The following is a 13,873-nucleotide window of genomic DNA, read 5'->3' as shown; positions in this document are numbered from 1 at the left end:
GTGGCACGGCAGGTTTGAAGCGAACCTGTCCTCCAAGCCCCTCACACCCGCTTGACGAGCAGCATGGTGATGTCGTCGGATTGGCGGGATTTGCCGACGAACTCGTGGATTGCGTCCATCAAGCAGCACACGATGTCGCAGGGCGACGCCCCGCAATTCTTCGCGATCACCTCGCGAAGCCGCCGGTCCGTGAACTGCTCCTCGCCGCAAGTGGCCTCCGGGACACCGTCGGTGAACGCGAATATGAAATCCCCCGGCGCCATTCGTACCGATTCCGGCGTCCAGCCATCGAAATCCAGCGCTCCCACAATCACACCGGTCGGTTCGAGCGTGGTCATCTCGCCGGAGGGTTTGACCAGCAGCGGCGGGTTGTGGCCGGCGTTGACATATCGGATTTCATTGCTGTCCGGCGATGCAATCGCGATAAACAGCGTGGCAAAATCCTCCGCGGCGCTGTAGTTGACGAGTTGCGCGTTGACTCGGGCGACAGCTTTTTCGAGACTGAAATCCGGATCACGGTACAGTATTCGAAAAGCCGCCAGAATGTTCGACATGAGCAGCGCCGCGCCCATTCCCTTGCCGCTGACATCGGCCACCAAAAACACCATACGGCCGTCGGGAAGCACCGCGACATCATAGAGATCGCCCCCCACCAGGTGCGATTGCAATTGAAACGTATGCACCTGATAGCCGGCGATAGCAGTCGGCTCGGTCACGAGCAGTTTCTTTTGAATCCCCGCCGCCCGCCTCAACTCGCCTTCGATCACACGCCGCTCCTCCCGCTCTTTTTGCAGCGTGTAGTTCAGCAAACGGGAGGCGACTATGTTACCGAAAGTCGCCAGCAGACGTAGGTATTCGTCATTGTAACGGTAGAGCGGGTTAGTGGTATCGACATAGAGAATGCCGAGAATACGTTCCTGGTCGAGCAGCGGCACCGCCATGGCCGATTTCATCTCCGAGACGACAATCGATTGCTGCTGGGCGAACCGCGGGTCGGTCTGCGGATCGCCGATCAGGATCGCGTTCTTCTGAGAGAGCATTTCGCTGACAATTGTGCGCGAGAGCGTGAACAGACCGGGGTCTTTTCCCTGTGGCAATACGGTGGCGGCGGTATAGATTTCTTTTTGGTCCGGGGAGACGAACAGGATCGCCAGGCGATCGGCGGGGATCACCTTCGAGATGAGCGAGAGCGCCTTATCCAGCATGAATTCCTCGGACTCGCTGTCCACCAGACTACGGGCGATTTCAAAAAGCGTGGGCAGGAGCTCGGGGATATCCTTTATTCGCGACGGGAGCGGTTTGAGCGCCTCGCGCATGGGCACGTAAATCGACTGCTCACGAACCGATTCGGAAATGGCCGTCCTCGGCAGGCCGCTCTGGGTCACCCCCTCCTCGACCAGTTGAAAGCGGGTCTGGCCGAACATGATCTGATCGCCCAGTTGAATTTGCAGCCGTGTTGACACTTGGCGGCCGTTTACAAACGTGCCGTTGTGGCTGCCCAGGTCCTCGATAAAACACTCGCTGCCGTCGCCGGAGACATCGATCGCCGCGTGGCGTCGCGAGACCGTGCTGTCGGCTACCAGAAGCGTGGCATCCGCGCCCCGTCCGAGAATGTACTTACCCGGCGCGAGATCCCACCCGACTTTGTGCTCACCGTATGTCCCAACCAGTTTGTACACGGGGGATCGCCGCCTAGTTTTTCTTCATCTCGCTGTCCCAGTTTTGCGTGATGACAAACTCAGCGGTGGATGACTGAGCCGCCTGAGAGACAACTAGAAATCGCTGGCCGTCAGCGGAGGCTTGATATGGGTTCATTGACGCCTGAGGGTCGCCATAATACCGACGGTTGAAGGGTGAAGCCGGGGAGCCCACCTGAAAACCGTTTACGGTTGAAATCGGTACGGCGACAAAATCGAATTCGGTAGAAACATAAAAGATCTCTTTGCCGTCAGCCCGCCATGAAGGAAACCTTCCGCCTCGGGTGGAGATCTGCCAGCGGCCACCGCCGGAGCTCAGCTCACGGACATAGATTTCGGGCCGATCGGTCTCGTTGCTCTGATAAGCCAGAAAGCGACCATCGGGCGAGAGGCTCGCACTGCGTTCGTTGAAGGTCGTGGTAATCAGCGTATCAAGAATCTTGCTGGCCATGTCGAACCGCCAGAGATCAAACCTGCCCAGGGCCGCGCCCACAATCAGCGTGCGGCCGTCCCGTCCGGCGCTGAAGGGAAATACCGATGCGCTGTCGTGCTTGAATAGCAGCTCGTCGTTGTCCAGGCCATTAGCGGACTTTTGATAGATCTGGAACTGGTTGCCGTTGCGATTCGAAGCGAAAATCACCCGGGAACCGTCGGCGCTCCAGACCGGCCAAGCCTCTACCGCCGGATCAAAAGTCAGACGCGAGGATACGTCACGCTCCAGATCGTATACCCAGATGTCGGTGGAATTGCCCCGCTCGACCGTGCGTTCAGAGGCGAATTTCCTGCCGTCCGGCGACAACACCACGTTTATGTACATCCCGGGTGAGCCGACCATGCCTAAGTCCTGACCTGAGCGACTGAGCCGGTGGATTTCACGCTGTCCCATGCCCTGGCCACGAAGATACACCAGCGTGCCGTTGTCCGAGACCGAAAAATGCGCCGGCTCTCCGACCGCCTGGACATCGTTGGCCAGCGGCACCGGTTCGCCGATCATGCGAAGACTGCCGGCATCAAACGGATGCGCGACCAATATGTTATCGGTCATGTACACGACAAATCCGGCCGGGCTGTATTCAATCCGAGTGCCGACACGAACCAGCGGAATTGGCTTGTCTCCACTTACCGAGCCGACCATCAGCATACCGTTTGACTGGGTCGCAGAGTCTACCTGGGCGACATAGAGAAAATGCTCCCCATCCGGGAGAAACCAGGGCCACATGTGATAGCGCTCGCCACGCGTGCGGTCAATCTGAGTTGCCGCTGACGCTACTCCTCCTGAGGCCGGCACCATGCGAATAGAATCAGTGATGCTTCCGTCGAATACGATCATGTCGTTGACTCCCCAGGAGCCGTCGGCGCCGCCGTCGGCCTCGCAGATAAGCAGCGACGGCCCCCCGCCTACCGGAACTTTCTTGAGTTGGCTGCCGGTGAAATAGGCCAGATGGCGGCTGTCAGGCGACCAGAACGGACGCCCGGCGTTCTCCGTGCCCACCAGGGGGTAGGGTTCCAGCGAATTGAGCGGCCGTACCCAGATTCGCTGCGCTCCGCTGGAATCCGCTGCCAAAAACGCGAAGAGCTTGCCGTCGGGCGATATTCTCGGCCACGATACCGAGGAAAAATCATGGCGTGGCGATATCGCAAACCGTGCGACCAGTGGCTCAGTTTTGGGCCGGGTGATCTGTATCGCCAACAGACTTACTGCGATCAGCGATGCTACCGCTGCGACTGTCCAGGAGAGGCGAAGCCTGAACCGGCGACGCGCCTGTACCGCCGCCGGTACGCCTGCCAGAGAACCGGACTGTTGAATCCAGCGGAGTTCATCGGTCAGGTCCCGGGCCGACTGCCAGCGAGCCTCGGGATCTTTCGCCAGACATTTGCTCACTACCCGATCCAGCGCCGGGGGCGCCAACGGAGCGAGCTGGGATACCGGCGCCGGTTCGCGTTCGAGCACAGCGGCGATCAAGCTCGCCTGGCTGCGGCCGTCGAACGCCCGCTTGCCGGTGGCCATTTCATATAGGATCGCACCGAACGCGAAGATATCACTGCGGGCATCGGCCTCACGGCCTTCGAGCTGTTCCGGTGACATGTATTGCAGCGTTCCGATAATTGTCCCCTCGCCGGTGAGTGGCGTGGTGCGCGTTATGCCGCTGACACCGTGGATCACCCCACCCCACGGCTGCAGCTTGGCCAGACCGAAATCCAGCAGCTTGGCGCCGGACTTTCCAAGCATGACATTGCCCGGTTTCAGGTCCCGGTGAATGAGCCCCTGCCGGTGCGCCTTGTCAAGCGCGTCGGCAATCTGTGTGGCGTAGGCGAGCAGTTCGTTAACGGGAAGCGGCCCACGAGTCAGGCGCGACGAGAGCGTCTCCCCCTCGAGATACTCCATGACAAGATAATTGGTCTCGTTTTCGGAGCCGACATCGTAGAGCGTGCAGATGTGGGGATGATTGAGGCTCGAGATTGCCCTGGCCTCGCGCTCGAATCGCTGGCGTATGTCAGGGTTGCCGGCGATTGGCGCCGACAGTATCTTGATTGCGACTGTGCGGTCGAGCCGGGTATCCCGCGCCTTGAAAACTTCGCCCATCCCGCCAACACCGGCCCGTGAGATAATCTCATATGGGCCCAGCTTCTGCCCGGCATCTAATGTCATAGCCGATTCCTTACGGTTGAGTGTTTTCCTGGGTGCCGCCGACCTGTTGACAGTCGCCATACTAATAAACGTAACCAAAACAGGTCTACGCAACTATAATAGCGAGCGGGAGCGCTAAGTTCCGCGAGGGTCGCTGCAGGCAAAGCAAGAAACGGGTCAACTTGCGTCGGGTATTGAGCCCGGGGCCATCCCACTAATCGTGTAGGTCCTGTTGCGCCCACGCCGCTGCATTGGGGGCCTGTCCGGGGTATCGAATAACAGGTCTGATTGACAGAGCCGATCCGGACAGCTATCCTTCGCAAACCGTCGTGACGGAGGAATCCGATACCCATGCCCAAAGCCAGGCCAAAGCCGACGTCCGAGTTGCTTCAGCAACTCAAAGAGCTGCGAAGCAGCTTCGAATCGGATGCGACAGCTCAGAAGATTGCGATACTCACGAGATTGTCCCGTACCAGCCTTCTGAAGCCATCGGAGCTTACGGCCTATCACGATCTGCTGCTTTTCCTGAGAGCGTTCCCGGACTCTCCGAAAATCGCCCGCATCGCGGAACGAGAACTCCGACAATTCGGCCAACGCGTCGACAGGTACAAGCTGCATTCGCGTGACAATCGCGGTCGCAGGCTGGCCAACACCGGCATGGCCCGCACCGAAACCACCCACCCATACAGCTACGAAATGACTTGGCGGCTGCATGCCAAGTATGCGGATTTTATGGACGTCGGTCCTGACGCCGACAGTGATGATCTGTCAGCCAAACTTCAGAACTTCTTCCCCTTTGTCGCCGCCTGGCAGGAGAATGACGCTCTCGAAAACGATGATGATTTCGATATCGAGAAGTGGCTGGAGATGGCCAGGGGGCGTAACACAAGGTCGCGACTTCAGGAGCTAGTCAAGCTTCTGAGTTCATCGGATTTGCCGGTCGAGCTTCGGCAATACTTTTACGATGACCTGGACCTGCCGGTGCTCTGGAAGCTGGGCGATTCGGCCGCGTCGCGCACCCTCGCGCGCTTGCCCGCACATACGATATATTACCAGCACACGCCGTTCCTGCGACGTACGACGGATTTGCGGGCGGAACTCGCCAAGCCGGCCTCGCCGCTACGGCTGCTCTCTCTGCGCGACGGTCGAGTATACGTGCAGGCCATCAACGAGGCCCTGGCAGTACGCAACCGCGAACTCTTTCCGATTACCTTCGCGAATCCTGCCGAAGTCTACCTGGTCGAGCCGGGACGCGGCCTGCAGATACTGATCTACGGCATGTTACCGGACGTGCGCCTGCCGCTGGAAACGAATTTCGGCGCGATGCTCGTTCGTAATGGAATCGCTGTCGGATACGGTGTGGCAGCCACACTATTTGATCGCGTGGAGATCGCCATCAATACATTTCCGGCGTTCCGGGGCGGAGAATCGTCGTTCGCGATAGAGCAGTTTTTCCGGCTCTTTTACCATCACTTCGGATCGAGAGCGTTTGTCGTCCGCAAGACGCAGATGGGCTATGATGATGACGAGGCTCTTCGTTCTGGTGCATTCTGGTTCTATTACAAGCTCGGTTTCCGCTCGGTTAACCCGCGCGTACGCAGACTGGCTGACCGAGAGTACACGAAAATCCGAAGCCGGGCCAACTATCGCACGCCGCTCAAAACGATGAAGCGCCTCTCCAAGGGCGATGTGTTCTTCCACTGGGATCCGAACATGATGAACAACTGGCAGGAGCTTTCTGTCGCCGACCTGGGGTACGCCGTCACACGACTGCTTGCGCAGAGATATGACGGTGACCGGAAAGAGGGAATCAGGCGTTCGGTGGCAAGTATTACACGCCTGCTCGGGATTCGCGGGACGGGGCGATGGACGAAGGACGAACGTATCGCGCTGGAGCGGATGGCCCCGATGCTTGTCGGCATTCCTGACCTCGCACGATGGACTTCCAAAGAGAAATCCGACCTGGTCGGCGTCATCCGTGGCAAGGGCTGCCCCCACGAGCGCGAGTATGTCCTTCGCTGCAACCGCCATTTGCGGTATCAGGCCGCCGTCACTGAGATGGCGCGGAATTGCCGCAAATCCTGAAGCTGGTCCGCTCCGGCAAGTGAATTGACAACGGGCCATCACAGATCTTACTTATTGGAACGGGCCAGGGCCGCCGCGCGTTGTCCCATTAAAGGAGTTCAACATGTACCGACTCTTTGTAGCCATCGATCTCCCGGACCAAATCAAGCAGGGCCTTACCGAAATCTGCAATGGTCTTCCTGGCGCCAAGTGGGTGGACCAGTCGCAGATGCATATTACGCTGAAGTTTATCGGTGAGGTGGACGGGGCGGTGTTTCGTGATGCCCGCGAGGCGCTGGCGACTATTCGGCTGGAGCCGTTCGAGATTACGATCAAAGGCACCGGCTACTTCCCTCCGCGTGGCGATCCGCAGGTGCTCTGGGCCGGGGTCGACGGCAACGACCGCCTGAAACAGCTTCGCAACAAGGTTGAAACGACTCTGGTGCGGGCCGGGCTCGAACATGAGAAGCGGAAATTCGCCCCGCATGTCGGCCTGGCGAAAATCCGCGAGACTCCGCCCGGTCGGCTGGCCACGTATCTCAGCCAGTATGGGTTGTTCCGTCTGCCGTCGTTTGAGGTCAGGGAGTTTTGCCTGTTCTCGAGTTTTCTCTCATCGGAACGGGCGATTCATCAGATCGAGGAAACCTACCCCCTTGGCAAGACCCAGGAGCAGCGGGCGTGAAATCGTACCGCAAGGAGCTCTGGTTCCAGGTGCCGTCGCGGCGAGCGTTCATCAACATCACTCCTGAAGTCGAAAGCTGTGTGCGGGCGAGCGGAGTTAAAGAGGGGCTGGTGCTGGTCAATGCGATGCACATAACCGCATCGGTGTTTATCAACGACGACGAATCCGGCCTTCACGATGACTACGAAAAGTGGCTCGAGAGGCTCGCGCCCCACGCGCCAATCTCACAATATCGCCACAACGCTACCGGCGAGGACAACGCCGACGCCCACCTCAAACGCCAGGTTATGGGGCGGGAGGTGGTGGTGGCAATCACGAACGGCAAGCTTGATTTCGGACCGTGGGAGCAGATATTCTACGGCGAGTTCGACGGCCGCCGCCGCAAGCGAGTGCTCGTGAAAGTCATCGGCGAGTAGGGCGGGCCTGCTTCGTCTGCCCGCCGTAGCGGGACCCCGCCGAGTGCGACGGGCAGGATCACAAGACCGGCGTCTTGTGTCGCGGCAGGCCCGGAGGCCTGCCGATCACTTGAAGAGATGTCGGGTTGCTCGCGCCTCGCTCCGCTCGGCGCTCGTGAACCCGACCTACTGGGTGAACGGTCGCACCGTCACCGGGCCGTATTTCTCCACCTGTGACTTGATCTCGTCTGCCTTCCCAACCAGCACCAGCTTGTAGATGTCACGAGGGAAATACGACCTCGCCGCAGCCATCGCTTGCGGCACAGTTACCGCGCGAAGTCTCTCCTGGAAGTCCTCGTAAAACGATTTATCGAGGTTGTTCAACCACATGTTGGCGAACACGCTGGCCAGCGCATCGTTCGTTTCAAAATCGAGCGGATACGTGCCGCACTGATAATTCGCGCCGTCGGCCAACTCGGAATCCGGCATCGGTTCTTCTTGTATACGCACTGCCTCGCTGAAGATGATATCGATAACCTCGGCGACAGTCGCGTTCTTCGTGAAGGTCGTGACATAGAGCAGCCCGCCCGGCTTGAACCGCGACGCGCGGCAGCTCACGCCATAGGTGAGACCGCGATTTACTCTGATCTCATCCATCAACCGCGACGCAAACGTGCCGCCGTAAACCGTGCGCGCCACTTCGAGTGCGGGGTAGTCCGGATGATTCAGCGGTATGCCGTTGCCGCCGATCCTGATCTGTGTTTGTGTGGCATCCTGTTTGTCGTAGATGACCACCTCGCGACCGGTGACAGTTGGGAACGACGTCTCTTCGGGCGCGAGCACAGCCCGGCCGGTCCAGTCACCGAAGTATTTTGTGACCCACTCGCGCACCGAGGCAGTCGTTATGTCACCGCACACAACCAGGATGCAGTTGTCCGGGGTGTAGTGGTTCTGCGCGAATTGCACGATATCATCCCGTGTCAGCGCCTGCACCGAGTGAGACAATCCGCCGCTGAAGTGCGCGTACCGGCTGTCGCCCAGAATCGCCTCCCAGATAGCGTCGTTGGCCACCGTGCCCGGATTCTCCCGTCGGCTTTGCAGGAATCCGAGCGTGCGGGTGCGAGTTTTCTCGAGTTCCTCGGTGGCAAAGGTCGAGTTACGTACCAGGTCGGCGAGAATTTCAATCGCCTGCTCGCCCTGCGTGGTGAGAAACTCACCGTTGAAACCGGCCGCCACGAACCCGCAGGTGTTGGTCATCGTGCCGCCGCCGAACGCGATCTGATCAGCTATCTGCTTGTCGCTGCGAGTTGCCGTGCCGCGCATAAGCATGTCGCTGGCCAGCGACGCCAGCCCTTCTTTGCCCGCCGGGTCAAAAGTCGACCCGGCCCGGAAGGTCAGCTGCAGCGAGAACAACGGCAGCTGCGGGCGCTCGATAACACTTACAGTCAAACCGTTATCGAGTTTGAATTCGTTACTAGTTGGAAGCGTGATCTTCGCTGTCACCGCACTGGACAGGAGCACGGCCATCGACACAATGATCATCACCCGCTTCATGACTGGCCTCCTTCGGGGACAAGAATCACGGTGGTGGAATTCTTCGACTTGAAATACCTCTCCATCACTTCCTTTACATGACCGGCAGTCACCGCCTCGACACCCGGCACGAAGTTATACATCGCCTTCCAGTCTCCGTAGAGCGTCTGGTAGCGCGCCAGCTCATGGGCGGTGCCGTTGTTGGTCTTGTAGTTTTTGTAGAAATTGGCGGTAAGGCTGTTCTTGGCTTTCTGGAGTTCGTCGGGAGTGGGGCCGTTGTCGGTCAATTCGTTAAGCACCGAGTCAAACGCCCTCTCGGTGGCTTCGTAATCCACGCCTGGAGCGACCGCGACGTAGTAGTAAAACAGCGACGGGTCAAGCCCCCACTCGAACCCGCCATATTGATAGAGGGCCAGTTGCAGATCGTTGACCAGCGACTGGTGCATCCGGCTGGATTCACCGGTGGTCAGGATAAACTGGATCACCTCCAGCGTGAACAGGTCGGGGCTGTCCTTGTCACCGATGTGATAGCCACGCATGATATGCTCGTGCTCGGCCTGCCGTTCGATAAAGACCCGTTTGGCGCCGCGCTGCTCCGGCTCGTATCGCGGGACCCTGGGTGGCGGCGGTCCGGGCGGCAGCCCGCCCAGATATTGTTTCGCTAATTTGAGCGTCTTCTGAGTGTCGATATCCCCCACGATAGCCACCACGGCGTTATTCGGGGCGTAGTACGTCTTGAAATACTCCACGCAGTCGGCCCGGTTGAAATTCCTGATCGACTCCATCCAGCCGAGAACGGGAGCGCCGTACGAGTGCGCTATGAATGCGGTGGCGAAGAGTTCCTCGTACATGATGCCCTCGTTGTCGTTGTCTACCCCGACCAGCCGTTCTTCCGATATCACTCCAGCCTCGGATTTGACCTTCTCTTCTTCCAGGGCAAGGTTGGCCATGCGGTCGGATTCAAGGTCGAACACGAGCTCGAGCGCTTCGACCGGGAAATCCTCATAGTAGGCCGTCACATTCATGCTGGTGTATGCGTTGTTCTGTCCGCCTTTCGATTCGAGCGCCTGGTCGAACATCTTCGGACCATATTTCTCCGCACCGTTGAACATCATGTGTTCGAAGAAATGGCTGACCCCGGAGTTGTCCCGTCGCTCGTTGCGCGAACCGACTTTGTAGAAGGTGTAGTAGGTGATAACCGGGGCGGTGTGATTCTCCAGCATCAGGATTGTCAGGCCGTTGTCGAGACGGAATTCCCGGACATCGAGTTGGAAATCCGCCCACGCCGACCCGGCACCGAGCACGAGCGCCGCCGCAAGTGCGACAATGATTCGTTTAAGCAATCTCAGCCTCCTTGTGTGGCCTGGTTCAAACATCGTAGTCAAAGTACAATACGCCGCGTCGCGAAGCAATGTTGCTGATGGCGACCCATGATTGCGGCGGTTGATTATCCGGGGGGAGTTTTTGCGATGGGTACATGTTGCTTTTCCACTTGCGTCACACACTCGCGTAGAGTATTCTGTTGTCGGATGTTGGGCGGGTTTGCTTCATACCCGCCACTGGTGACTGGTGGCCCACAGCTTGCTGTGGGTGGGCAGAACTGAAAGCACGGGAGGTCGCGATGGTTCGAATCAAGAGTACAAAAGTAGTGATTATGGGGGGGTAGCGCTCCTTGGTGTCGGCTATCTTCTTGGGACACAATCGGCTGGAATTGTGGATGCGCTGCGGAGGATGTGGAATACCGATGAGTACCGCAAGCAGGCCTCCGAGCAGACCGCCGCAATCCTGAGGAAGATGGGGACGATCCAGGTGGGCGATACCCTCATGGACTTCAGCCTTGAGGACATCGACGGCCAGTGGCATCGGCTGTCGGAGTTGGTGATTGATAAAACGCTGATTACATTTGTCAAGCCGGACTGCGATGCCTGCCTGATTGAGCTTGAGCGACTGAGCGAATCCGCCCGCGGTCCGGATGACAACGAACATGTCTTGCTGATCACCTCCGCCAATCCGCTGCACTTGCAAAAGCTCAGAGCGGATTACGGTTTGGGGTGTGCAATCTTATATGATGAGGAGCGATATTTCGAGAGTGCGCTGGAGATTCAGACATTTCCGTTTAATTTGCTCGTCAACAGTTCTCTCGTGATCGAGGAGATTCACGCGAATACGCTGTTGGCCAGTGATTACGAGCGGTTTTTCGAGGAAGTACGCAGCCGTGATGTCGAAACCGCAGGGGTTTCGACCTACGGTGCAAAGGAATAATATGAAAAGCCGCCCGATTCGCCGTCCCTTTCCTGAAACCTTAAATCTCCTTTGGAGAGAAAGGACGGTTATTCCCATGAATACGAGGAACGTTGTGGTAGCGTACTGCTACCTTTTTGTGTTTGTGTTTGTGTTCGCGATCGGTTTCACGATGGCCAGCAAGGCACAGGCCGAACCAGAACCATGTTGCGTTGTTGCCTGGTGCCCTCCGCCTTACGAGGAATGGGTATTCAAAGAAGGACACGGAGAGTGGGTCTATAGGGGTTATTGGGTTTGGGAATGTATACAGCTGGGCAATGATCCGTGCGATTGGACCTACCTCTGTCCTGATTGATTGATGCGAGAGCACTATTCCTTCTGGCGGAGCTATGGTTTCTTACGAGTGGACGCGATATTCGTAGAACTATAATATAGAACCTTGGGAACGGCGAACGGGCGGCCTCATCTTAGAGTAGTATGTCTCCTGAGGGTGATCATATGGTTGCCTTGAAGCATTGGCTCCAAGTTATTCACATAAGTGGATACGCGCCGATTCTTGCGCTCCTGGCAGGGGGCCAACTCAATGCTCAAAGTGTGCATCCCGACATAGCAGCCCACAGCCAGGGAAACATCCAATTGACAGTACTGCCCGGTGTTTGGGGGTTTCCCGACTGGGAAGGTTCATGGGATAGAATAGTGCCCATTCCGTTCGCGGATCCGATTACTGGCGATTCTATTTTTGGCTGTATTTATCCACGAGGTAGCGGGAATACCTACATTGATGGAATGCTGTTAGCGGGCGGTATCGCGGGAAAGGACACGGTTTTTTCATTTTCTAATTTCGCAGTTGATTCCCTGTCATACGGCGGCATTTGGCGCATCCGCTCCCATGACCAGACTAGTCCATACTTCTCAGTCGAGGCGAGATCAGAGTTGGACCTCCAATGTACTTATGCGGACACCGTGGTTTCGGGTCGTGACGTCAATTCGCACACCTGGGACTGGCGCCGCTTCGCCCCGACCGGTCTCCGGGTCGTTCAGCGGTCCATGGCGTGGAGCGGGGCAACCGTCGACGACTTCGTCATTATTGACTATGGGATTGCCAATGTAGGGCATCGAGACTTGACTGATGTGTATATAGGTTATTGGTATAACGGTGTTGGTACGGCGCTATTTGAGTATCCGATAAGCGACAACTTGACCGGTTTCCTTCGCCACTACCCAGCAGATGACATTTGCGACTTTCGCGATACTCTCAACGTTGCCTATAGCATGGACAACGACGGCGATCCCGTAGATGGGCGTTTCACCTGGCAGTCACAGCGCGGGGCGGTGGGAGTTACTCTTCTTGGCAACTCTCAAGGACCTGTCCACGTAGGTTACACCTGGTTTGCCTGGGACGCCGACTACAATAGCGACTGGGGGCCAAGGAGGAGGCCAACCAACACCGACCCTTGGCGATCGTTCAATCCTTTCTACGCCTGGCCGGGCAGCAACAATAACCTCTATTATGTGATGGGCCGGGGCGACATTGCTTACGATCAGTTGTTTGCGGGGGTGGAACACGAGGGCTGGATGCCGTCGTGGTACTTTGGGGACGAGATAGCGAGGGGGTGGTCCGTAATCAGTGTCTATTCCTTCGGACCCTTTGACATCCCTGTCAAAGAACACATCACCTTCACCATCGCCGTTGTTGGTGGCGACAATGTGCACAACGATCCGTATGCGGTGCTCAATCCGGCGTTTCCCCAGCAGTATTACGATCAGCTCGATTTCTCAGAACTCGCCACTAACGCTCGCTGGGCGCAGTGGGTGTATGACAATCCGGGAGTAGATACGGACAGCGACGGGTACTTCGGCGATTTCCGCGTGTGTGAAGGCGAGACGACCTGGTACAAAGGGGACGGTGTTCCAGACTTTCGCGGCAACACCCCACCGCCAATACCGTTCACGAGGTTCGAGACCGAGCCGGGGAGAATTGTCATACGTTGGAACGGGTACCTCTCGGAAACAACCAAAGACCGCTTCTCCGGGCTGGTTGACTTCGAGGGGTATCGCGTCTATACGGGGCTGGATAATAGGCGAACGAGTCTGGCGATTCTGTCAAGCTATGACAAAGAGGACTTTTTCCGGTTCAAGTATCATGAGCTTGGCAGTGGTGCGAATCGTTGGATCAACGACGATCCGCCGTACAGCTTAGACTCTCTCCGAATCATCCACAACGATCCTGAATTCGATCCGCTGCGCTATCCCCGCGAACGCCCACGATTTGAGGGTGACAGCGCGTTCTACTTCGCCCCGGTCGATGCCAACTTAGCTGATCTCAGTTCTATTACCGGCATCCACAAGGCGTATCCTGACGCTGTCAATCCCGGCACTGATTCGACGCTCTGGACCGATGATGACATCACCATGGAACACGGCCGCCGCCTGCCGAAATTCTACGAGTACGAGTACATCATCGACAACCTGCTGCCGACAGTTCCTTACTTTGTCAGCGTGACGGTCTTTGACTTTGGCTACGCCGGTGGCAGGGGAAATCTCCCTCCCGATGAAACCAACCCGCTGAACAACATCACCGAAGTTTACGCGCAGACATCATCTGATGTAGTCGAAGAACAGAACCTCGACG

9 protein-coding genes are annotated in these 13,873 nt (G+C 57.6%); 5 read left to right on the top strand and 4 right to left on the bottom strand.

Going from position 1 to position 13,873, the window contains the following annotated elements; genetic code table 11:
* Positions 1 to 41 precede the first annotated feature (41 nt).
* Together AB1772_12100 and AB1772_12095 are read right to left on the bottom strand one after the other, a co-directional pair.
* Positions 42 to 1,679: a SpoIIE family protein phosphatase gene (locus tag AB1772_12100; protein ID MEW5797083.1), complete on the bottom strand. Its 1,638-nt coding sequence runs from the start codon at positions 1,677 to 1,679 to the stop codon at positions 42 to 44.
* Between the two features lie 13 nt (positions 1,680 to 1,692).
* A complete protein-coding gene (locus AB1772_12095) occupies positions 1,693 to 4,347 on the bottom strand; it encodes a protein kinase (protein ID MEW5797082.1) in 2,655 nt (884 codons plus the stop codon).
* Between the two features lie 330 nt (positions 4,348 to 4,677).
* Between AB1772_12095 and AB1772_12090 the strand changes: the two genes are divergently transcribed.
* The 3 genes from AB1772_12090 (at position 4,678) to AB1772_12080 (ending at position 7,488) form a co-directional block, all read left to right on the top strand.
* A complete protein-coding gene (locus tag AB1772_12090) occupies positions 4,678 to 6,411 on the top strand; it encodes a hypothetical protein (GenBank protein ID MEW5797081.1) in 1,734 nt (577 codons plus the stop codon).
* A gap of 103 nt (positions 6,412 to 6,514) precedes the next feature.
* A complete protein-coding gene (gene thpR, locus AB1772_12085) occupies positions 6,515 to 7,072 on the top strand; it encodes an RNA 2',3'-cyclic phosphodiesterase (GenBank protein ID MEW5797080.1) in 558 nt (185 codons plus the stop codon).
* Positions 7,069 to 7,488, top strand: a complete 420-nt coding sequence (locus tag AB1772_12080) for a secondary thiamine-phosphate synthase enzyme YjbQ (GenBank protein ID MEW5797079.1) — start codon at positions 7,069 to 7,071, stop codon at positions 7,486 to 7,488. The genes thpR and AB1772_12080 overlap by 4 nt, the downstream gene beginning before the upstream one ends.
* A 165-nt stretch (positions 7,489 to 7,653) precedes the next feature.
* On the opposite strand, the gene AB1772_12075 is transcribed toward AB1772_12080, so the two are convergent.
* Positions 7,654 to 9,021, bottom strand: a complete 1,368-nt coding sequence (locus tag AB1772_12075; protein MEW5797078.1) for a pitrilysin family protein — start codon at positions 9,019 to 9,021, stop codon at positions 7,654 to 7,656.
* Complete coding sequence (locus AB1772_12070) at positions 9,018 to 10,343, bottom strand: pitrilysin family protein (protein MEW5797077.1); 1,326 nt, start codon at positions 10,341 to 10,343, stop codon at positions 9,018 to 9,020. Before AB1772_12070 ends, AB1772_12075 begins: the two co-directional genes overlap by 4 nt.
* Positions 10,344 to 10,731: 388 nt before the next feature.
* On the opposite strand from AB1772_12070, the gene AB1772_12065 reads away from it, so the two are divergent.
* Both AB1772_12065 and AB1772_12060 read left to right on the top strand, forming a co-directional pair.
* A complete protein-coding gene (locus tag AB1772_12065) occupies positions 10,732 to 11,262 on the top strand; it encodes a redoxin domain-containing protein (protein ID MEW5797076.1) in 531 nt (176 codons plus the stop codon).
* A 912-nt stretch (positions 11,263 to 12,174) separates the two neighbouring features.
* A partial coding sequence (locus AB1772_12060; GenBank protein MEW5797075.1) for a hypothetical protein occupies positions 12,175 to 13,873 on the top strand: 1,699 nt, incomplete at its 3' end.

This window comes from Candidatus Zixiibacteriota bacterium (assembly GCA_040752815.1).
GTDB lineage: Bacteria > Zixibacteria > MSB-5A5 > GN15 > FEB-12 > JAGGTI01.
This window is presented reverse-complemented; position numbering and strand designations above follow the sequence as displayed.